Source organism: Streptomyces sp. P17 (assembly GCF_032436805.1).
Taxonomy (GTDB): domain Bacteria; phylum Actinomycetota; class Actinomycetes; order Streptomycetales; family Streptomycetaceae; genus Streptomyces.
Genome location: NZ_JAVRBF010000007.1, coordinates 25,693 through 46,612, shown reverse-complemented (window position 1 = coordinate 46,612; position 20,920 = coordinate 25,693). Strand labels below are relative to the sequence as shown.

Genomic DNA, 20,920 nt, shown 5'->3' with positions numbered 1-20,920 from the left:
CAGCAATGGCCGACGAAAGCACCCCTGTCACCCCTGAAGAGGGCGACGTCATCGCCCAGCGTGTCGAGCCCGTCGGGCTCGAAACGGAGATGCAGCGCTCGTATCTCGACTACGCGATGTCCGTCATCGTCTCGCGTGCGCTGCCGGACGTCCGGGACGGCCTCAAGCCCGTCCACCGCCGTGTGCTGTACGCGATGTACGACGGCGGCTACCGCCCCGAGCGGGGCTTCTACAAGTGCGCCCGTGTCGTCGGCGACGTCATGGGCAACTACCACCCGCACGGCGACTCCTCGATCTACGACGCGCTGGTCCGCCTCGCGCAGCCGTGGTCGATGCGGATGCCGCTGGTGGACTCCAACGGCAACTTCGGCTCTCCGGGCAACGACCCGGCGGCGGCCATGCGCTACACCGAGTGCAAGATGGCGCCGCTGTCGATGGAGATGGTCCGTGACATCGACGAGGAGACCGTCGACTTCACGGACAACTACGACGGCCGCTCCCAGGAGCCGACCGTCCTGCCGGCCCGCTTCCCGAACCTGCTGATCAACGGCTCGGCCGGTATCGCGGTCGGTATGGCGACCAACATCCCGCCGCACAACCTCCGTGAGGTCGCCTCGGGCGCCCAGTGGTACCTGGAGAACCCGGAGGCCTCGCACGAGGAGCTCCTGGACGCGCTGATCGAGCGCATCAAGGGCCCCGACTTCCCGACCGGCGCCCTCGTGGTCGGCCGCAAGGGCATCGAGGAGGCCTACCGCACGGGCCGCGGCTCGATCACCATGCGGGCGGTCGTCGAGGTCGAGGAGATCCAGAACCGCCAGTGCCTGGTCGTCACGGAACTGCCGTACCAGACCAACCCCGACAACCTCGCGCAGAAGATCGCCGACCTGGTGAAGGACGGCAAGATCGGCGGCATCGCGGACGTCCGTGACGAGACGTCCTCGCGCACGGGCCAGCGCCTGGTCATCGTGCTGAAGCGGGACGCGGTCGCCAAGGTCGTCCTGAACAACCTCTACAAGCACACCGACCTGCAGACGAACTTCGGCGCCAACATGCTGGCGCTGGTCGACGGTGTGCCGCGCACGCTCTCGCTGGACGCGTTCATCCGGCACTGGGTGACCCACCAGATCGAGGTCATCGTCCGCCGTACGCGCTTCCGGCTGCGCAAGGCCGAGGAGCGGGCGCACATCCTGCGCGGTCTGCTGAAGGCCCTGGACGCCATCGACGAGGTCATCGCGCTGATCCGCCGCAGTGACACGGTCGACATCGCGCGCACGGGCCTGATGGACCTCCTGGAGATCGACGAGATCCAGGCCAACGCCATCCTTGAGATGCAGCTGCGCCGACTGGCCGCCCTGGAGCGCCAGAAGATCATCCAGGAGCACGACGAACTCCAGGCGAAGATCACCGAGTACAACGAGATCCTCGCCTCGCCGATCCGCCAGCGCGGCATCGTCAGCGCGGAACTCGCCGCGATCGTCGAGAAGTACGGCGACGACCGCAAGACCACGCTGGTGCCCTACGACGGTGACATGTCCATCGAGGACCTCATCGCCGAGGAGGACATCGTCGTCACGGTCACGCGAGGTGGTTACGTCAAGCGGACCAAGACCGTCGACTACCGGGCGCAGAAGCGCGGCGGCAAGGGCGTACGCGGCACGAAGCTCAAGGAAGACGACATCGTCGACCACTTCTTCGTCTCCACGACCCACCACTGGCTGCTGTTCTTCACCAACAAGGGCCGCGTCTACCGGGCGAAGGCCTACGAGCTCCCGGACGCCGGCCGGGACGCGCGCGGCCAGCACGTGGCGAACCTGCTCGCCTTCCAGCCGGACGAGGCGATCGCCGAGATCCTCGCCATCCGTGACTACGAGGCGGCGCCGTACCTGGTGCTCGCCACGAAGGCGGGTCTGGTGAAGAAGACCTCTCTGAAGGATTACGATTCGCCGCGTTCCGGAGGCGTCATCGCCATCAACCTGCGGGAGCGGGAGGACGGTTCCGATGACGAACTGATCGGAGCCGAGCTCGTGTCGGCCGAGGACGATCTGCTGCTGATCAGCAAAAAGGCACAGTCCATCAGGTTCACGGCCACGGACGACGCGCTGCGGCCCATGGGCCGTGCCACCTCGGGTGTGAAGGGCATGAGTTTCCGCGCGGGCGACGAACTGCTCTCGATGAATGTTGTTCGACCCGGTACGTTCGTGTTCACTGCAACCGACGGTGGGTACGCGAAGCGGACTCCCGTCGACGAGTACCGCGTCCAGGGGCGCGGCGGTCTCGGTATCAAGGCCGCCAAGATCGTTGAGGACCGTGGATCGCTCGTCGGTGCGCTGGTGGTCGAGGAGACCGACGAGATCCTCGCCATCACGCTCGGCGGCGGTGTGATTCGTACGCGAGTCAACGAGGTCAGGGAGACGGGCCGTGACACCATGGGCGTTCAACTGATCAACCTGGGCAAGCGCGATGCCGTCGTCGGTATCGCACGTAACGCCGAGGCGGGGCGCGAGGCGGAGGAAGTCGAGGGCGCGGGCGCCGTCGACGAGACCGCCGAGACGGCCACGGCCGCCGGCACGGACGAGGGCGGAGCGCCCTCGGCCGAGTAGCACGAGGAGTGAGTCACGTGAGCGGAGCCACGGGCGCCGGATCGGCCGGTACCTCTACGGGTACGGAGACGGACGGCGGCGGCCGTGGCTCCGCCGCGCAGCCCACCGACTCGCCTTCACCCGACTCTCATGGATCCCAGGGGGGAACTGTGACGGACACCCGAGGCCCGCAGGCCCAGCAGTACGCGGGCGGCCCGGCCCCGGCGGCCCAGCAGCAGCCGGCGCAGCCCGCGCCGTCGGCGTCGCCGCTGCCCGGCGAGCGACAGCCGGGGCCCTCCTCCGGGCCCTACCACCCGCCGCAGGCCTATCCGGCGGCCGCTGCCGGGAGCGCGGTCCGCAGGCCCCGCACGGGAGCCCGGACGATGCCGCGCACCCGTAAGGCACGTCTGCGCGTGGCCAAGGCGGACCCCTGGTCGGTGATGAAGGTCAGCTTCCTGCTCTCCATCGCCCTCGGTATCTGCACCATCGTCGCGTCGGCGGTGCTGTGGATGGTCATGGACGCCATGGGTGTCTTCTCGACGGTCGGCGGCACCATCTCGGAGGCCACCGGATCCAACGAGTCCAACGGCTTTGACCTGCAGTCCTTCCTGTCGCTGCCGAACGTCCTGATGTTCACGTCGATCATCGCGGTCATCGACGTCGTCCTCGCGACGGCCCTCGCCACCCTCGGCGCGTTCATCTACAACCTCTCCGCCGGCTTCGTGGGCGGCGTGGAGCTGACGCTGGCCGAGGACGAGTGAACGCCGTTTCAAACCTCTCCTGACGTTTCCCCGACAACCGATTTTGGGACTGCGCACGTCGTGCGCTAATCTTCAGGAGTCAGCGCGCGGGACACACACCGCAGAGCGCGGCGGGGCTATAGCTCAGTTGGTTAGAGCGCATCCCTGATAAGGATGAGGCCACAGGTTCAAATCCTGTTAGCCCCACCAGCACGAAGACCCCCGGTCCAGCAGGACCGGGGGTCTTCGGCGTTCACAGGCGGGCGCGGCAGGAAAAGACCCGATCGCTGGCGACGGGGGATGCACCAGCGATCGGGCTGTGGCCAACAGTAACAAGGCTGGTTGAACGGCGGGAGGCGGCCGTTCGGTGCCGGGTGGGAGTTGTGAGCGGGATCACGTTCCCGTCAGGGCTCGCACGGGGGGTCGTAGGAGAGGCGGGGGAGGTACTCCTGCCACTCCTCCTTCGTCAGGACGCCCCGGGTGGTGGCGCAGATGCGGTGGACGGCGCGGTCGACGTCGAGGTTCCACAGGCGGACCGTGTCGGTGCCGCTGGAGACGCCGAGCATGTTGCTCTTGGGGCTGAAGGACAGGAAGTTGCCCGTCTTGGCGTTGGGGCTCATCGACTCGCCGATGGGGGCGGCCTCGGCGGGGGTGGCGACCTTCCACAGGCGGACCGTGTTGTCGTTGCCGCCGCTGGCAAGGGTGCGGCCGTCCTGGCTGAACGTCAGGGAGACGACCGCCTCGGTGTGGCCGGTCAGGGTGGCGGTGGGGCTCCGGGTGCCGGCCGGGTCCGTGACGTCCCACAGGCGGACCGTGTCGTCGTCGCTGCCGCTGGCGAGCCTACGGCCGTCGGGGCTGTAGGCGAGGACGTTGACGGGGCCTTCGTGGGCGGTGAGCGGGGAGCCGAGCGGGGTCGTGTGCCGGGGGTCGGTGGTGTTCCACAGCCGGATCGTGCCGTCCGCGCTGCCGCTGGCGAGGGTGCGGCCGTCGGCGGAGAAGGCGAGGGTGTTGACGTAGCCGCGGTGGCCGTGGAGGGGGGAGCCGTACGGGGTCGGGCGGTGCGGGTCGGAGATGTTCCACAGTTGGATGGTGCGGTCGTCGTAGGCCGTGGCCAGGGTGCGGCCGTCGGGGCTGAACGCCAGCGCGTCGGGGCCCATGAAGCGGGTGCGCAGGGTCAGGGGCGGGCCGTAGGAGACCGGGCGGGTGGGGTCGGAGACGTCCCACAGGTAGACCGCGCGGTTGCCCGTCAGCACCGCGAGGGTGCGGCCGTCGGGTGAGAACAGCAGGGAGCGCTGGCCGCCGTCGTCGGGCATGAAGGGCTTGTTGAGGCCCGCGGGGCGGTTCGGGTTCTGTACGTTCCACAGCCGGACGCTGCCGTCGCGGGCGGCCGTGGCGAGGATCCGTCCGTCGGGGCGGAAGGCGCCGCTGCGGCCGAACATGTCGGACGTCGGGATCGACCACAGCCGCACCTTGCTGTCGCCGCTTCCGGTCGCCAGGGTCTTCCCGTCCGGGCTGAAGCCCAGCGCGTACATCTCACCGCTGCTGCCTGCCAGCGGCTCGCCGACCTGGGAGGGATAGGCCGGGTCGCTGACGTTCCACAGGCTCGCGGTGCTGTCCGCGCTGGCCGCGGCGAGCATGGAGCCGTCCGGGCTGAAGGCCACCGACCAGATCGGGCCGGTGTGGCCGGTCAGGGGTGAGCCGAGCTGGGTGGCGCGGCCGGGGTCCGCCACGTCCCACAGGCGGACGGTGTCGTCGGCGGCGCCGCTGGCCAGGGTGCGGCCGTCGGGGCTGAAGGCGACGGAGTGCACCAGGTCCGTGTGCCCGGTCAGCCGGGTGTCGTACGGCTTCGGGCGGCGCGGGTCGGTGACGTTCCACAGCCGGATGGTGTCGTCGTCGCCGCCCGCGGCCAGGGTCTCGCCGTCCGGGCTGAACGCCACCGAACGCACGGCGGCCTCGGCGCCCGTCAGGGTGGCGACGGTCTTCGGGCGGTCCGGTCCTGAGACGTCCCACAGCCGGACCGTGCGGTCCTCGCTCGCGGAGGCCAGGGTGCGGCCGTCGGGGCTGAACGCGATCAGGTAGATCGTGCCCTTGTGGCCGGTCAGGGGCGTGCGCAGCGGCTTGGGCCGGCTGGGATCCCGTACGTCCCACAGGCGGATCGTGCCGTCGTCCGCCGCGCTGGCGAGGGTGCGGCCGTCGGGGCTGAAGACCGCGCTGCTCACCCAGCTCGTATGGCCGGCGAGGGGTTTGCCCAGGGGCTTCGGGCGGCCCGGGTCGCTCACGTCCCAGAGCCGGACCGTGCGGTCGTAGCTGGCGGTGGCCAGGAGCTTGCCGTCGGGGCTGAAGGAGGTGAGGTAGACGGCGCCGGTGTGGCCGAGGAGCGGGGTGGCCAGCGGGGCGTTGACGATGGAGACCAGCCGGTTGTTGGTGCTCTCGTCGTCCGGGCGCAGCCGGTGCGCCACCAGGTCGAGCTGGGCCGACAGCGACGGGTCGGTGTACTGGACGCGGTCCGCCTCGGCGACCACCTGCTCGAACACGGCGTCGTTGCGCTGCTGCCAGGCCACCACCGCCGAACCGACGGCCACCAGCGCCAGCACCATCAGCGCCGACACCGCGCCCCGGCTGATCCACAGGGTGCGCCTGCGCAGCCGTACCGAAGCCGCGAGGAACTCCACCGCGCTGCGGGTCAGGAAGGTGTCGCCCGCCGACTTCGCCCAGCTGTGGGCCTGTTCGAGCCGGGAGCCCCGGTACAGGAGGGAGGAGTCGCGGTGGGAGTCCTCCCAGGCGCGGCCGTCCTCCTCCAGGCGCTGGCGCAGCAGATTGCCGCCGCGGTCCTCGTCGATCCACTCGCGCAGCCTCGGCCAGGCGTGCAGCAGCGCCTCGTGGGTGATCTCCACGGTCTCCGCGTCGAGGGTCACCAGACGGGCCTGGACCAGCGCTTCGAGGGACTCCTCCGTCTTGTCGGGGTCCGTCGATTCGGCGGCGAGCTGGCGCCGGGTGCCGCGCCTGCGGGTGGCCTGGGTGTCCTCGCCGAGGCGGACCAGGCGCAGCAGCAGCAGCCGTGCCGCCGTACGGGCCGCCGGGTCCAGGCCTGACCAGGCCCGCTCGGCGGTCGCCGCGACCGCTCCCTGGATTCCGCCGGCGGCGCGGTAGCCGGCCAGGGTCAGGCGGCCGGACTTGCGGCGCTGCCAGGTGGCGAGGAGGGCGTGCGAGAGCAGGGGCAGCACACCGGCGTCATGGACGCCGCGCGGGCCGTCGGCGCTGACCTCACGGATGATCAGCTCGGCGAGCCCAGGTTCGAGTTCCAGGCCGACCGCCTTGGCCGGGCCGGTCACGGCCTCGCGCAGCTCGGCGCCGGTCAGCGGGCCGAGCACCATGTGCCGGTGCTGGAGGGCGTCGGCGAGTTCGGGGTAGCCGAGGCACTGTTCGTAGAAGTCGGCGCGTATGCCGAGGACGACGAGTGCGGGGGCGGGGCCGCTGCCGTCGGCGGGGGCGGACGCGGCGTGCAGCATCTGGATGAAGGTGTGCCGTTCCCGCTGGTCGGTGCAGAGGGTGAAGGCCTCCTCGAACTGGTCGACGATGACGACCGGGCGGGCACCGGAGGGCGCGGCCCACGCCGTGACGGCCTCGCGCACGGCCTCCGCGAAGCGCGGGGTGTCCGTGTCCAGTGCGGCCACGTCGGCGAGTTCGGGTATTTGGCGCGTCAGTTCCTTCACCGGATCGGCGCCCGGGACGAGTTGCAGCACTTCCCGCCCGCCACCGAGCGCGCCCTCCCGTACGGCGGGCACCAGACCGGCGTTGAGCAGGGACGACTTCCCGGCACCCGAGGCGCCGACCAGCATCAGCAGTCCGCCGGTGCGCTCGGCCGCCCGGAGCTGGTCGACGAGAGCGGCGGTGCTGCGCTCCCGGCCGAAGAACCAACGGGCGTCCTGCTGACGGTAGGAGGCGAGCCCACGGTACGGGCAGACGCTCACCGCGGGGGGCGGCTCCTCGGCCTCCTCGGAGGCGACCGGGTCGGCCACCGCCCGCTCCCACAGCGACTGCCACTGCGGCAGGTCGTACAGACCGGGCGAGACCGGCGCGGGACGAGCGCGCCGGGCCTGCGGGATCAGGACATGGAGCACGGCGGCCAGGGCGGCGAACTGAGCCGGTACGTTCTTCGCGCGCCGCCAGTCGCTGATGCGCTGCGCGGACACCCGTACCGGACGGCCCCGTTCGTCCACCCGCTGGAGCTGGACGACCGCCTCGGAGACCCGCTTGAGGGGCGGGTTGCCGGCCTCCCGGTACAGGAGCGCAAGGCGTTCCGCGAAGGCTGTGCGTGCCCCTGAGTCGGAACTCAAGGCCTCCACCCCTTACTTTCCCCGCACCTGGACGTCCGGACCGGAAAACTCACTCTATACGGCTGACCTGCGCTTAAGCCCTGGACGGAAAACCGCGGCCTCCTCCGGAAGGGCCCCAACTGGCAGGATCACCCCGCGTAGCCAGTCAACCGCGCGTCGTCCGGAGAGGCTGCCGGCCTGAGCCGCCTTTGCCGCAGTGACGGAGAAACGATCGCCGTCCGCGAGCCCGCAGACCTCCTGAGCCTTCGGTCCCCGCCACGGCGGGGACCGACCCCAGCGCGTCGTTTGGCACCGGTCCCCGCGAGGGGAGGGACCGGTGCCGAACGACGCGGCGTCCCTCCCGTCGCCCGGCGCCTGACGCTTGCCGCTTTCACCCCGGGGCCGTACCGTCGTTTCTGACGAACCGTCAGATGCGAGGCGGGAGGTAGCCGGCGTGGTCGATGTCGTGAGCGGCACCAGGGAACTGCCCAAGGTCATCAGCGTGGACGATCACGTGATCGAGCCCGCGCATCTCTTCGAGACCTGGCTTCCGGCCAAGTACCGGGACAAAGGGCCCAAACCATTCACCGCCGGGATCGGTGAGCTCGCCTACGTGGGCGGGAAGTACCGGTTCACCACCGATCCGGACGGCCAGATCACCGACTGGTGGGAGTACGAGGGCGAGTTCTTCCCGTACAAGCGCATCATCGCCGCGGTCGGGTTCTCCCGGGACGAGATGACGCTCGACGGGATCACCCGTGAACAGATGCGACGGGGCTGCTGGGACCCCAAGGCCCGCCTTGAGGACATGGACATGAACCATGTCGAGGCCTCGCTCTGCTTCCCGACCTTCCCCCGCTTCTGCGGCCAGACCTTCGCGGAGGCCAAGGACAAGGAGGTCGGGCTCGCCTGTGTGCGCGCCTACAACGACTGGATGGTCGAGGAGTGGTGCGGCGACAGCGGAGGCCGGCTCATCCCGCTCTGTCTGATCCCGCTGTGGGACATCGACCTCGCGGTCGCGGAGATCCACCGCAACGCCGCCCGCGGGGTACGGGCGGTGACGTTCAGCGAGATCCCCACCTATCTGGGTCTGCCCTCGATCCACTCCGGCTACTGGGACCCCTTCTTCGCGGCCTGCGAGGAGACCGGGACCGTGGTGAACATGCACATCGGGTCCTCCTCCCAGATGCCGGCGGCCTCCCCCGACGCGCCGCCCGCCGTCCAGGCCTCGCTGAGCTTCAACAACGCCATGGCGTCGATGATGGACTTCCTCTTCTCCGGGGTCCTGGTGAAGTTCCCGCGGCTGAAGCTCGCCTACAGCGAGGGGCAGATGGGGTGGATCCCGTACGCCCTGGAACGCGCCGACGACGTCTGGGAGGAACACCGGGCCTGGGGCGGGGTGAAGGACCTGATTCCGGAGCCGCCCTCGACGTACTACTACCGGCAGATCTTCTGCTGCTTCTTCCGGGACCGGCACGGCATCGAGGCGATCGACACCGTGGGGGTGGACAACGCCACCTTCGAGACGGACTATCCGCACGTCGACTCGACCTGGCCGCACACCAAGGAGGTCGCGGCCGAGCATGTGGCGGGGCTTTCGGACGAGGTGACGTACAAGCTGATGCGCGGCAACGCCATCCGGATGCTCGATCTGCCCTTCGACCGCTGATTGACCGCCCCTCGGCAGGGGCAGTCACCCGGTGAGAGACAGGAGCGCAGATGACGAAGGTCTCCGTGGACCCCGAGCTGTGTTACGGATCCGGCGAGTGTGTCTACCGGGTGCCGTCCGTCTTCACCGTGGAGGACGGGTTCGGGGCCGTCAGGGCGGGGCGTGAGGACAGCGGGGGCGAGCCGGAGGTGCGGGAGGCGGCGGAGCTGTGCCCGTCTCAGGCGATCGTGATCGGCGAGTCGTAGGTCCAGTGGGTGGCGGCGAGCGCACGCGCGCGTGCCTCCGCCACGGCCATCCGTGCCGCCCGCTCCGCCGGATCGACGTGCGAGGCCTGGCCGGTGGCCTGCCCCTCCCACTTGCGGTACAGCAGCCCGACCTCGGCAGAGAACCAGCCGCGGCTGACGGCGTTCAGGGCGAGCAGCAGCCCGGTGTCCTCGGACGCGGGCAGCGCCATCCAGCCGCCGAGGGCGAGCAGCAGCTCCTGGCGTACACAGAGCGAGGCCGGGTGCACCTGGGCGCGGAAGTCATGGGCCCGCCAGTGGTCGAGCACCGCGCCCCGCTCGACCGGTCCCTCGTCGGGGTCGCCGGGAAAACCGGCGGTGGAACCGTCGGGCAGCAGGTCCAGCACCCGTGAGGTCACCCACCCGATCCCGGAATCGCCCTCCAGGACCGCCAGATCACGGGCGAGCGCCCCGGGGGTGAGCCGGTCGTCGGCGTCCAGCACCTTCACATAGGGTCCGTCGGCGTGCGCGAGCGCGATGGTCCGGGCGACCCCGGGACCACCGGCCCGGCCCTGCCGGAAGGTGACGCGGGAATCGTCGGGGACGAACGGCGCGACGGCCTCACTCGTCCCGTCCTCCTGCACCACCCAGTGCCACTCCCAGCCCTCGGGCAGCTCCTGCTCATGCAGCGACGCGTAGGCCTCCGGCAGGAAGCGGGCCGACGGGCCGTGGACAGCGGTGACGATGATGACGCGCCGGCGCACGGCGGCACTCACCACCTTTCCAGGTGAGTGGTGAACAGCAGCTCGGTGCGATCCCCGGGCAGTGTGATCAGGGCGATCTCCACGACACGGTCATGGATGTCGTACGACGTCTTGCGCACGGCGAGCACCGGGGCGCCGGCCGGAAGTTCCAGTTCCCGCGCCTCGGCGGGGGTGGGAGGACGGGCCGTGACGCGTTCCTCGACGCGGTCCACCTCGATGCCCACGGTGTGCAGTTGGTGCTGGGTGCCGCCGGGCCAGGGTTCGCCCGCCGGGTCCAACAGCTCGGGGTTCGCCTCGATCAGGGCACGCGGGAAATAGGAGGTGACGAGGCTGAAGGGGGCGCTCTCGGTGGCGTGGCGCGTGCGGTAGGAGCGCTTGAGGAGCGGGGCGCCCACGGGGACACCGAAGGCTACGGCGAGCTCTTCGCTCGCGTCGGTCTCGTCGTACGCGGCATGAAAGACCAGCTCGGAGCAGTCCAGACCGGTGTCGTGCTCGGTGGCTCCGACACCTGCCCGCTCGGAGCGCGGTCGGCGCACCCGGTTCTTCTCCCACTGGTGGCGCCGACTGTCGCGGATCGCGGGCGTGCGTGGCATGGGGTCAGGCTACGACGAGGCCCGGCCACTCATTTGAGTGCCGGGCCTGGATGGGGGCGGAGCTGTACGCAAGTTCGCCGGGATGGGCAGGGGGACAGAGGGATCGGGTGGTGCGGGTTCGGTCAGCGTTGGAGCGGGAGGTGCGTGTCCTCGGCCGGGGGTGCGTCGGAGTCGCAGTCCTCTTCGGCCTCCGCTTCCGCTTCCGTGTCCGCGAGCGGGCGGTGGCGGCAGCTCGGTGTCTTGCCGTGCGCCTCGGCGCGGATGCGCTGCTTCATCGTGGGGGGCAGTGACCTGGCGTAGGACCAGGCCCACTGGGACATCGCCGGCACCGTGAACGGTGCGCTGCTCTCGCTGCCGCTGTTGCGGGCCGACTCGCTCTGCGGTACTGCCGCCGCGGCGGTCGTGGTGACGAATCCGAGCGCCGTGCACAGCGCGAGGAAGGCGGTGACGATGGCGGTCCACAGATTCATGACCTTGTTCCGGGCCATGGCCCCTCACTTTCGGGTTGGGCGATTTGCGTACTTTCCTCATGATGTGTATGGGGGCCGCGAAGTGGTGGACCTGGGCCCGTGGCGCGTCGATGTTCAGATGAACACCACTCGGATGGGTGCAAGGAGGCGGAAAAGCGGAGAAGAGTGCCCAAAGTAACCGTGCGTAGGGGTGTGATCACCCTCGGATCGGAGCGGAGAACTCCGCTTCTACTGCGGTCCACCGGAGGGGAGTTGGGGGGTCCCGCACAGGTCACCGATCGATATCGGTCGGTGTGTATAGTCGGGCGCCAGAGGTCCCCTACGTCAACGAAAGACGAGGTCGCGCGGTGAAGAAGCTTCTCCTGGTCGCACTGGCCGCCATCGGCGGGCTCCTCGTGTACCGCCAGATCCAGGCGGATCGCGCCGAGCAGGATCTGTGGACGGAGGCGACTGACTCCGTGCCCACGGGTTCGTGAGTATCGACAAGCTGAGCTGAGAACAGACCCCGACCGTGTTGCGGTCGGGGTTTTGTGTTGCCGTTCGCGGGGTGGCGAGCCGTCGGGGTGGGCAGGATGGGGCACGTTCCGCGGTCCGGCGACTGGTTCGGCGACTGGTCCGGCGACTGGTCCGGCGACTGGTCCGGCGGCGGGTTCGGTGACTGGTCCGGTGACCGGTTCTGTGGCGAGAAGGGGTGGCGCGTGATGGGGCGGCGTACGGCGTGGTGGCGTGCGGTGTGCCGCGTGGCCGTCGTGGCGGTGGTGCTGGGCGCGGCCGGGGCCGGGGTGCCCTCCGCGGTTGCGGCGCCGGCGCCGACGCCTTATGGCTTCGCCCCGGACGCCACCACCGTCCCGGGCGTCGGGAGCACCGCGGACGCCGTAGGCCTGCAACCCGGTCGGACGTATCGCAGTTCGCTCCCGGTCAGCACGGACGTCTACTACCGCCTCGACCTCGACGCCACCTCCAGCGCGTACATCTCCGCCACCGCGGTCCCTCCGGCCGACGCCCCCGTCTCCGCCTCCGACGGGATCCGGGTCTCGGTGCACGATGCCGACAGCCGCTTCTGCTCCTCCGAGACGGAGACCTTCGGCGGCGGCAGCAGCGCGCGTCCGATCACGGCCGTGGCCATGCGGGAGCCGTCCGCCGCGCGCTCGCGCTGTGCGGAGCCGGGCGCGTATTACGTGGTGGTCGAGCGGGTGGGGACGACGACGCCCGACGACGTCGCCTGGGACCTGGAACTCGCCACCTTCTCGGAGCCGCCTCTGGAGAAGGCGGCACCGACCGACGCCCCCGAGGCCTGGGACTCCGCCTCCCCCGAGCCGCTGACGGGCGAGGCGGTACGTCGGGACGGTGGCACCGGGTTCGCCTCGGCCGTCTCCGTGGGACAGGGCGCATGGCGCTCGGACGTCTCACCGGGGCAGACCGTGTTCTACAAGGTGCCGGTGGACTGGGGTGAGCGGCCCTACGCGACTGCCGAGCTGGCGAGTTCGGGTGGGGGCTCCCGGGTGGTCGTGGGGGCGCTTGAGCTGTCCGTCCACAACCCTGTGCGTGCGCCTCTCGACGATGTGAGCCTCAACTACGACGGCAGCCAGCGATCCGCCTCGCTCGATCCGCTGCCGCCGGTGGCGTACGAGAACCGGTACGGGAGCACCGACAAGGTCACGGGGATGCGGTTCGGGGGCTCCTACTACCTGGTCGTGCATCTGGGCGCGCAGGTGGCCGAGCGGTTCGGCAACGGGCCGTTCGCACTGACGCTGCGAGTCGGGATCGACGGGGCGCAGCGGGGTGGGCCGGCTTATGACGGGCGGTTCGAGCCGCAGGACGTGTTCGCGTCGCCTGTGGGCGTGGGGGAGCCCGGTGGGGTGCCTTCCGGGGCTGGGGACGCGGAGGACGACGATGCCTTGATGACGGTGGTCGCGGTGAGCGGCATCGGGGGTGGCACGGTGATTCTGGGCGTGCTGGGAGTGTGGACGACAGTGGGGCGGCGGAGGGCGTCGTAGCGCCCTCGGTCAGATACGGGTGCGCCCGCTTCAGATCCACGGGCGCGCCCGCTTCAGATCCACGGGCGCGCCCGCTTCAGATCCACGGGCGCGCCCGCTTCAGATGCGGGCCAGGGCCCAGAATCCCGTGGCGTAGAGGGCCAGGGCGAGCAGGAGCAGGGGGATCGCGGCCTTCGCGGGCGGGCCGGGGCGGCGGGCTGCTCGGCGGGCGGCTCGGCGGCGGGCCGTGCGGTGGCCTGTCGTCGGAGGGGGAACCTCCGGGACCTGAGCGGTGTACGAAGCAGTAGAGGCAGTGTCGGGACTCCGGTGCGGAACCGGGGTGGGGGGCTGCGCGGGGTACTGCGGGACGTACGGACGGGGGGTGGACAGGACATGGGTGGGGCCGGATGGGGGCTGCTGCTGTTCCTGGGGCTGTATCTGAGGTGGCGGCAGGTGGAAGCTGCCGGTGTCCGATGTGCCGGGCATGCTGGGCAGCGGTTTCGTCGGGGTGTGCTCCACTCCCGGTGCCTTCTTGAGCGGACCGTCGGGCTCGAACCCTTCCGGCAGCGGCCCGAGTTGGTCGAAGATCTCGATGACCTCGTCGTCGGGGCTCGGCCCTGGCAGCAGCTCGGCCGCCGAGGCGAGCGCCTTGCGGGCCCCGGTCGCCGTGTGGAACCGCGCCTGCGGATCCGGCTGCAGCAGGGTTGCCACGACCTGCCACAGCGGCTCGGGAATCCCCTTGGGCGCCCCCGGTGTGCCATGCGCCGCGAAGTACTCGATGAGCGCCTTGGCATCCGGCTTGGCGCCCTCCAGCAGATACAGCGCCACAAGTCCCACGGCGAACAGGTCGGCGGGGAAGTCCGGTTCCGAGCCGAGCAGTTGCTCGGGCGCGAGGTAACCGGGCGTTCCCACCACGAGGTTGGTCTCGGTCAGCCGTGGTTCGCCCAGCCGCATCGCGATGCCGAAGTCGGAAAGACGCAGCCGCGGCCGGCCCGTGCCGGTGGCTTCCAGCAGCACATTGGCGGGCTTGATGTCGCGGTGCACGACGTCCTCCGCGTGCACCGCGGCGAGCCCCGCGAGGAGTTGGTCGAGCAGGGTGCAGACGAAGGGCGGGGGAAGGGGGCCGTAGTCGCCGACCAGATGGACCAGCGAACCGCCGGCGACCAGGTCCATGGTGAACAGGACCTTGTCGTCGTCGGCGGCCCAGCTGGCGGGGGCGAGCACATGGGGGTGGTCGATCCGGAGGGCCTGCTCGCGCACGAAGCGCAGCAGGGAGTGCGCGTCGCTCTGCTGGAGCACCTTGGCGGCCACGTACCGGCGGCGGCGGTGATCCCAGGCGCGCCATACGGCGCCCACCCCTCCGCGTCCGATCGGGTCGACCAGTTCGTACCGCCCGGCGAAGACCTCACCCATGGCTGTGCGTCGCTCCTCCCCCTCCGCTTACCCCCCCTTGCTTCCCCCTCGACGAGCGATACGACTCCCCCTCGCGCCGTGAGATACCGCGCGCCGCGAGCCTGGGTGCCGCGACGTGTGGCCCCGGGTGCCGAGACTCGTGAAACCCCGGTGCCGCGACCCCGTGTGCCGAGGCCCGCGCCCCCTCGCGCTCGTGAGACGCGACCCCCTCGCGTCCTGCCTCCGCTTCCCGCCCGCCGAACCCCCTTCGGCGACCGGGACGCGGGGTCAGCTCTGGTGGGACTGGTAGTGGGCGACCGCGTCGGAGGTGCGGCCCGCTCCGTACACCCGCAGGAACTCCGCCAGTTCCGGGTGGGTCGGGGCGAGAGTGTCCGCGGCCTCGATGATGTCGCCGGCGGCGGCGACCGAGCGCAGCAGCGACTGGATCTCGCGGACCACCCGCTTGACCGTGGGCGCCCCCGAACTGTTCGTCGACTGTGCGGTGTTGCTGAGCACCGAGCCCCCCTGCGACTTCTTGATCTCGTCCATGCGCTCGGTGGCCTCGGCCGCGCTCACACTGCCGTCCGCGACCTGCCCCGCCAGGTCCTGCAGCAGCTGCACCCGCTGCACCACGGCCGGATTGCCGATCTTCGCCCGCTGACCGCTCATCAGCTGTGACAGCATCGGCGCGGACAGGCCCAGTACCCCCGCCAGACGAGCCTGGTTCAGACCAAGATCGTCTATGAGCTTACGGAAGAGCGCCCCCAGCGGCTCCCCGTACCAGTTCCGCTGCAGTTCCCGCGCTCTCGCGGTCGCTTCCTGCTGTGCGGCGTCCATTGCGTCTCCCCATCGCTTCCCCAGAACCGCGGTTCGCTGTCGCGAACCACGCGGAGCATCTTACGGAGAGTGGTCGGCCATCGGGACCCCCAATCTTTTTGCGAGATACCCCGGGCGACCCGGTACTCTGGTTCGCGGCGCCCACCGGATGCGTGGTTCTTCCGGCTGGTCGTCACCCGTCCCGGGGCCTTAGCTCAGTTGGTAGAGCGCTGTCTTTGCATGGCAGATGTCAGGGGTTCGACTCCCCTAGGCTCCACAAGCAACGCCCCTGACCTGCGGTAACGCCAGGTCGGGGGCGTTTTGCGTGGGGGGCGGTGGGGCGGCGATGGCTAATCCCGCTCGGTCGAAATTGCGGTGACTCAATTCACAGGCCACTCAAGGGACTACTTCTTGAGGTTCCCCTGGGTGTCCCTGGGGGGTCCTCAAGTGATTCCTGGTGATTTCCGTGACCCATTGCATCGGGTTGGTAGCTGCGTTTATCGGGTGGCTTGTTTCGGTCGTCCCGGCAGTGGCTTGGTGAGCATCGCCACAGGTCAGCGCGGGTGATCGACCTGTTAGGGCGGCCATATCGGTAAATTGACTTGATCGCATCGGGGGGTGTGATAATGCACAGTGGCTTTCCGGTGACCAATACCGGACAGGAAACCTTGACAGTCCTTGTCGTGGAGAGCCAGGAAAAGCACAGGGAGGCCCTGAAAGAGGGTTTAATCCGGTGCGGGCAGCAGGCGCGGGCCGTCGCGAGCGGCCGGGAGGCCCTCGACGCCGACATGGGGGCCGATCTCGTGCTCCTCGGACTCTGCGCGCGGCCCGGGACACCCCGGTGATCGCCATCGGCTCCCAGGTGTCCGAGCTGGACACGGTCCTCGCCCTCCAGGCGGCGCCGACGACCATGGCCCTACGACTTCCGGGAACTGATGGCGCGTATGGAAGCCCATCGACGTCCGCAAGCGCGAGGTGGCGCTGCGGGGGAACCTGCCCGCCGCCCAGCTCACCGGCGCCCCCTGGTCCACCCTGCGCACCGGCCGCCGAGGCGAGGGCCGCCCCTGCGTGGCGGGGTACCCCCGGCTGCCCCTGAGCGTCACCCACAGCGGCCGCCACGTGCTGGCTGCCGTCTCCCTGGGCGCACAAATCGGCATCGACACCGAACAGGTGGCTCGGGTGGCGGCGCTGTTTCACGTGAAACGCGGGACCGCGGCACCTCGGCTTCGAATGCCGGGGGGCCACCCTCCCGCTCACCGCCCGGACCGCCTACACCCGGGCGGCTATCTGGCCGCGGTGAGGGTATCGGCGGGCGCACCGGGTCGGTTGACGCAGGAAACAGCACCGCAGGAAACAGCACCGCAGGAAACAGCACCGCAGGAAACAGCACCGCGGGGCGGGAAACCCCCGACAGGTCTCCTGCCCCGCGGGGCGCTGTGCGCGGAACGCCGTCAGATCACGGGCGTTCCTCGCGATTCGCGGCCTCCTCGGCCTCCTTCGCCTCGACCTCGGGGTCGAGGACCGAGGGGGCGCTGCCGTCCACCGAGGTGAGGTGGCCCGATTCGGGCACGTCGGTCGCGGCGGGGGGCTCGACCAGCCAGTCCGGGTTGGCCTGCTTGTCCCACCACTTCCAGGCGGCGAAAGCGGCGCCCGCCACCGCACCCGCGACCAGCAGCGCCTTCGCGAGCCGGCCGGCCCGTGCCCGGCGGTCGTGCTTGCGGGCCAGCTTCTGGATCTCCTGCGGAGTGATCTGGCCGCGCAGCGCGGCCAGCGCGGCCGCACTGCGCGCCGCGGCCTCGCCCTTCATGGGCCCTGCCACCGCCACCGCATGCTCCAGCCTCGGCCGCGAGTAGTCGGCCGCCTGCCGGGCAGCGATACGGGTACGGACGGCGGCCTCATGAGCGGCATGGTCGACCTTCGGCGGCACATGGGTGCGGGCCTGCTCCAGGCGCGGCACGACATGGACGTCGTACTGCACACGGGCCTGCTCAGCGGCCTGGGACACCTTCGGCGCGAGCCGTACGCGGGCCTCGTGTGCATAGTGCGCGGCCGAATCCTTGGCTGTGCCGGCGTAGGGCGCCACCACTTCCGCGGCGTGCCGCACGCTGTCCTTCGCCGAGCCGGCTGCGGCGCGCACGCTGTCTTTGCGGGTCACGGTTCCTCCTCCTCGGTGGCGTTACGTATTTCGACTTTCCACCCTTTTGGGGATCATGCCTGTCAATGAGCCCGGGGGCATGTGAGGACGGGCATCCGGGTCACACAGCGGCATCCGGGTCATGGAGATGAATACAGGGCAACAGGAGCTTGTCGTCGACAATGCCACGGATCGCCGATCCGCGCTCCCGGCCCGGGGCCACTCGACCGGATTTCTGCAAGGATCGAAGAGTCACCAGAAGACAACGGAAGGCACATCGTGGCCGAGCAGCTCTACGCCACCCTGAAGACCAACCACGGCGACATCGAAGTACGGCTGCTGCCGAACCACGCGCCCAAGACGGTGCGGAACTTCGTGGAACTCGCCAAGGGCGAGCGTGAGTGGACCAACCCCGCCACCGGCGAGCGGTCGAACGAGCCCCTCTACGACGGCACGATCTTCCACCGGGTACTCAGTGGCTTCATGATCCAGGGCGGCGACCCGCTGAGCACCGGCATCGGCGGCCCCGGCTACGAGTTCGAGGACGAGTTCCACCCCGACCTGCGCTTCGACCGGCCGTACCTGATGGCCATGGCCAACGCGGGGCCGGGCACCAACGGCTCGCAGTTCTTCATCACCGTCGCCCCGGCCGTGCACCTCAACCGCAAGCACACCATCTTCGGCGAGGTCGTCGACCCGGCCAGCCAGAAGGTCGTGGACGCCATCTCCACCACCCAGATCAACCCGCGCACCACCCGCCCGGTCAGCGACGTCGTCATCGAGTCCGTCGTCGTCGAGACCCGCTAGGACAGGTCCTGGAACCTGTCCGAAGGGAACCAATCGCCCCGCTCATCCGTAAAGATGGGCGGGGCGGGTGCATGCCGTGACGACGACTTAGGGGATCTCATGGACCAGGCGCCAGACAGCGCGCACCAGGCCCAGGGCCTGCCCGGCTGCTACCGGCACCCTGGCCGCGAGACCGGCGTCCGCTGTACGCGCTGCGAGCGCCCCATCTGCCCCGAGTGCATGGTGAGCGCCTCGGTCGGCTTCCAGTGCCCCGACTGCGTCCGCACCGGCTCCGGCACCGGACATCCGCCCACCGCGGCCCGCCCCCGCACGATCGCGGGCGGCACCCTCACCGCGGACCCCCACCTCGTCACCAAGATCCTCATCGGCATCAACCTCGCGGTGTTCGTCGCCGTGCAGGCGAGTTCGTCCCTGCTGGGCGACCTGTACCTTCTCGGCGCCTGGCCGCCCGAGCCCTTCACGCCCACCCAGGGCGTCGCGGGCGGCGAGTGGTACCGCCTGGTCACCTCGATGTTCACGCACGAGGAGATCTGGCACATCGGCTTCAACATGCTCAGCCTGTGGTGGCTCGGCGGCCCCCTGGAGGCCGCCCTGGGCCGGGCCCGCTACCTGGCCCTCTATCTGGTGTCGGGCCTGGCCGGCAGCACCCTCGCCTACCTCCTGGCCTCCCCCACCACGGCCACCCTCGGCGCTTCCGGTGCCGTCTTCGGCCTCTTCGGCGCCACCGCCGTCCTGATGCGCCGCCTCAACTACGACATGCGGCCCATTATCGCCCTGCTGGCGATCAACCTGATCTTCACCTTCAGCCCGGGCTTCAACATCTCCTGGCAGGCCCACATCGGCGGCCTGGTGGCAGGCGTCGTCATCGGCTACGGCATGGTCCACGCCCCGCGCGAGCGGCGCGCCCTGATCCAGTACGGCACCTGCGCGCTGGTGCTGGCGGTGATCGTCGGGCTCACTCTGCTGCGGACCGCACAGCTCACCTGAGCTGTGCGTTTCCACAGGTGAGCGAGGCTGTTGTCCACAGCACGTGCCGGATCTTGTGCACACTGTGTGGGAACAGCTGTGCCCCCTGTCGCTGACCAGTGTTTCCGCAGGTCAGACAGGGTGCGAACACGTTTTCGATTTCCGGTACTTCCGTCATACCGGCGTCAACACCCGAGAGGTTATCCACAGATCGTCTTTCTTTTCCCCATGTGTGGAAAACCGCTGTGGATAACTCAGGGGATAGCCGTGGGCAGAGCTGAGTTCACTGGGCCGTGGCCCTTACTTCCACTGCGTGGAGACGCCGAATCCGGCGGCGATGAACCCGAAGCCGACCACGATGTTCCAGTTGCCCAGGGCGTCGATGGGCAGCGATCCGTCGGTCACGTAGAACACGACGATCCAGGCCAGCCCGATGACGAACATGGCCAGCATGACGGGCGCCACCCAGCTGCGGTTGGTCAGCTTGATGGCGGTCGCCTGCTTCGCCGGCGGCGGCGTGTAGTCGGCCTTCTTGCGGATACGTGACTTCGGCACGAGGGTCTCTCCTGTCGATGCGCTGCGTGGCCGCGCAGGGAACTGTGGCTGGCTCGGGGCAGCGTACAAGGGGACACTGAGTGCTCCCCCGGGCGTCCGTTAGCGTAGTGCTTCCGTGGCGCCGAAGGAGATAAGGGTACGTTGAGCAATTCTGCCGACTTCCCCCCACCGGGATCCAGTCCTGCCCGCGGGCGCCGCTTCCGGCCCGTGCGGGTGCTCACCGCTGCCGTCTTCGCTCTCGCGGGCCTCATTTTCTTCACGAGTTTCAATACGGCCAAGGGCACCAATATCCGCACGGACGCCTCCTTGCTGAAGCTTTCGGACCTGATCCATGAGCGCAGCCTGAAGAACGGCGGGCTCGACGAGTCCAACGCGGCCCTGCGCGAGGACGTGGAGACCCTTGCGGAGCGGGACGACGGCAGTACCAAGGCCGAGGACGAGAAGCTGGCCGGCCTGGAGAAGAGCGCGGGCACACAGAAGCTCACCGGTGAGGCGCTCACCGTGACCCTGAACGACGCCCCGCCGGACGCCACCGCGAAGCTGCCCGGCTATCCCGAGCCGCAGCCCGACTACCTGGTCATCCACCAGCAGGACCTGCAGGCCGTGGTGAACGCGCTCTGGGAGGGCGGCGCCAAGGGCATCAAGGTCATGGACCAGCGGCTGATCTCCACCAGTGCCGTGCGCTGCGTCGGCAACACCCTGATCCTCCAGGGCCGCGTCTACTCACCGCCGTACAAGATCACGGCGATAGGTGAGCCCGAGAAGCTGCAGAAGGCGCTCGCGGAGAGCCCGGCGATCCAGAACTACATGGTCTACGTGAATGTGTACGGCCTCGGCTGGAAAGTCACCGAGGACGGGACGGTGACTCTTCCCGGTTACTCGGGCACAGTGGATCTGCAGTATGCCCAGCCCGTGGAGTGAG

The 20,920-nt window shown here is 69.7% G+C and carries 17 protein-coding genes and 2 tRNA genes; 11 read left to right on the top strand and 8 right to left on the bottom strand.

What is annotated here, in order from left to right; all coding sequences use genetic code 11:
- Window positions 1-5: 5 nt before the first annotated feature.
- The 3 genes from gyrA to RMT89_RS06210 all read left to right on the top strand — a co-directional run bounded on the left by gyrA (window position 6) and on the right by RMT89_RS06210 (window position 3,529).
- Window positions 6-2,600 (top strand): DNA gyrase subunit A, encoded by a 2,595-nt coding sequence (gene gyrA, locus RMT89_RS06220; protein WP_315882900.1) that lies wholly within the window; start codon window positions 6-8, stop codon window positions 2,598-2,600.
- 17 nt (window positions 2,601-2,617) lie between these two features.
- Complete coding sequence (locus RMT89_RS06215; RefSeq protein ID WP_315882899.1) at window positions 2,618-3,340, top strand: DUF3566 domain-containing protein; 723 nt, start codon at window positions 2,618-2,620, stop codon at window positions 3,338-3,340.
- A gap of 112 nt (window positions 3,341-3,452) precedes the next feature.
- Window positions 3,453-3,529, top strand: a tRNA-Ile gene (locus RMT89_RS06210).
- Window positions 3,530-3,723: 194 nt separating this feature from the next.
- Here the strand turns inward: RMT89_RS06210 and RMT89_RS06205 are convergent.
- Window positions 3,724-7,665 carry an AAA family ATPase gene (locus RMT89_RS06205; protein WP_315882898.1) on the bottom strand — a complete coding sequence of 1,314 codons (3,942 nt, stop codon included), beginning with the start codon at window positions 7,663-7,665 and terminating at the stop codon, window positions 3,724-3,726.
- 424 nt (window positions 7,666-8,089) lie between these two features.
- On the opposite strand from RMT89_RS06205, the gene RMT89_RS06200 reads away from it, so the two are divergent.
- The gene (locus tag RMT89_RS06200) at window positions 8,090-9,304 is read left to right on the top strand and encodes an amidohydrolase family protein (protein ID WP_315882897.1); all 1,215 of its coding nucleotides are present in this window, start codon (window positions 8,090-8,092) and stop codon (window positions 9,302-9,304) included.
- Between the two features lie 50 nt (window positions 9,305-9,354).
- On the top strand, window positions 9,355-9,549 hold the full coding sequence (locus RMT89_RS06195) for a ferredoxin (protein ID WP_315882896.1): 195 nt from the start codon (window positions 9,355-9,357) through the stop codon (window positions 9,547-9,549).
- Here RMT89_RS06195 and RMT89_RS06190 read toward each other — a convergent pair.
- From RMT89_RS06190 to RMT89_RS06180, 3 genes are all read right to left on the bottom strand, one after another.
- Window positions 9,522-10,301, bottom strand: coding sequence for a glycosyltransferase family 2 protein (locus RMT89_RS06190; protein ID WP_315882895.1), 780 nt, complete (start codon window positions 10,299-10,301; stop codon window positions 9,522-9,524). The two genes, RMT89_RS06195 and RMT89_RS06190, sit on opposite strands and share 28 nt — an antisense overlap.
- On the bottom strand, window positions 10,298-10,882 hold the full coding sequence (locus RMT89_RS06185) for a UTRA domain-containing protein (RefSeq protein WP_315882894.1): 585 nt from the start codon (window positions 10,880-10,882) through the stop codon (window positions 10,298-10,300). Before RMT89_RS06185 ends, RMT89_RS06190 begins: the two co-directional genes overlap by 4 nt.
- A gap of 122 nt (window positions 10,883-11,004) precedes the next feature.
- Complete coding sequence (locus tag RMT89_RS06180) at window positions 11,005-11,370, bottom strand: DUF6344 domain-containing protein (protein ID WP_315882893.1); 366 nt, start codon at window positions 11,368-11,370, stop codon at window positions 11,005-11,007.
- A 329-nt stretch (window positions 11,371-11,699) separates the two neighbouring features.
- Between RMT89_RS06180 and RMT89_RS06175 the strand changes: the two genes are divergently transcribed.
- Together RMT89_RS06175 and RMT89_RS06170 are read left to right on the top strand one after the other, a co-directional pair.
- Window positions 11,700-11,828, top strand: coding sequence for a DLW-39 family protein (locus RMT89_RS06175; RefSeq protein WP_003999697.1), 129 nt, complete (start codon window positions 11,700-11,702; stop codon window positions 11,826-11,828).
- A 96-nt stretch (window positions 11,829-11,924) separates the two neighbouring features.
- The gene (locus RMT89_RS06170) at window positions 11,925-13,349 is read left to right on the top strand and encodes a hypothetical protein (RefSeq protein WP_315882892.1); all 1,425 of its coding nucleotides are present in this window, start codon (window positions 11,925-11,927) and stop codon (window positions 13,347-13,349) included.
- A 99-nt stretch (window positions 13,350-13,448) separates the two neighbouring features.
- Here the strand turns inward: RMT89_RS06170 and RMT89_RS06165 are convergent, their stop codons facing one another.
- Both RMT89_RS06165 and RMT89_RS06160 read right to left on the bottom strand, forming a co-directional pair.
- On the bottom strand, window positions 13,449-14,741 hold the full coding sequence (locus RMT89_RS06165) for a serine/threonine-protein kinase (RefSeq protein WP_315882891.1): 1,293 nt from the start codon (window positions 14,739-14,741) through the stop codon (window positions 13,449-13,451).
- A gap of 267 nt (window positions 14,742-15,008) precedes the next feature.
- Entirely contained in the window at window positions 15,009-15,557 is a 549-nt protein-coding gene (locus tag RMT89_RS06160; protein ID WP_315882890.1) for a DNA-binding protein, read from the bottom strand.
- Between the two features lie 183 nt (window positions 15,558-15,740).
- Here RMT89_RS06160 and RMT89_RS06155 point away from each other — a divergent pair.
- Window positions 15,741-15,813 (top strand) — tRNA-Ala (locus RMT89_RS06155).
- 1,179 nt (window positions 15,814-16,992) lie between these two features.
- Here RMT89_RS06155 and RMT89_RS06150 read toward each other — a convergent pair.
- On the bottom strand, window positions 16,993-17,691 hold the full coding sequence (locus RMT89_RS06150; RefSeq protein WP_315882889.1) for a DUF5324 family protein: 699 nt from the start codon (window positions 17,689-17,691) through the stop codon (window positions 16,993-16,995).
- A 258-nt stretch (window positions 17,692-17,949) separates the two neighbouring features.
- Between RMT89_RS06150 and RMT89_RS06145 the strand changes: the two genes are divergently transcribed.
- Together RMT89_RS06145 and RMT89_RS06140 are read left to right on the top strand one after the other, a co-directional pair.
- A complete protein-coding gene (locus RMT89_RS06145) occupies window positions 17,950-18,477 on the top strand; it encodes a peptidylprolyl isomerase (RefSeq protein ID WP_315882888.1) in 528 nt (175 codons plus the stop codon).
- Between the two features lie 99 nt (window positions 18,478-18,576).
- On the top strand, window positions 18,577-19,464 hold the full coding sequence (locus RMT89_RS06140) for a rhomboid family intramembrane serine protease (protein ID WP_315882887.1): 888 nt from the start codon (window positions 18,577-18,579) through the stop codon (window positions 19,462-19,464).
- A gap of 279 nt (window positions 19,465-19,743) precedes the next feature.
- Here the strand turns inward: RMT89_RS06140 and crgA are convergent, their stop codons facing one another.
- A complete protein-coding gene (gene crgA, locus RMT89_RS06135) occupies window positions 19,744-19,998 on the bottom strand; it encodes a cell division protein CrgA (RefSeq protein WP_269660472.1) in 255 nt (84 codons plus the stop codon).
- Window positions 19,999-20,139: 141 nt separating this feature from the next.
- Between crgA and RMT89_RS06130 the strand changes: the two genes are divergently transcribed.
- Window positions 20,140-20,919, top strand: a complete 780-nt coding sequence (locus RMT89_RS06130) for a DUF881 domain-containing protein (protein WP_315882886.1) — start codon at window positions 20,140-20,142, stop codon at window positions 20,917-20,919.
- Window position 20,920: the final 1 nt, after the last annotated feature.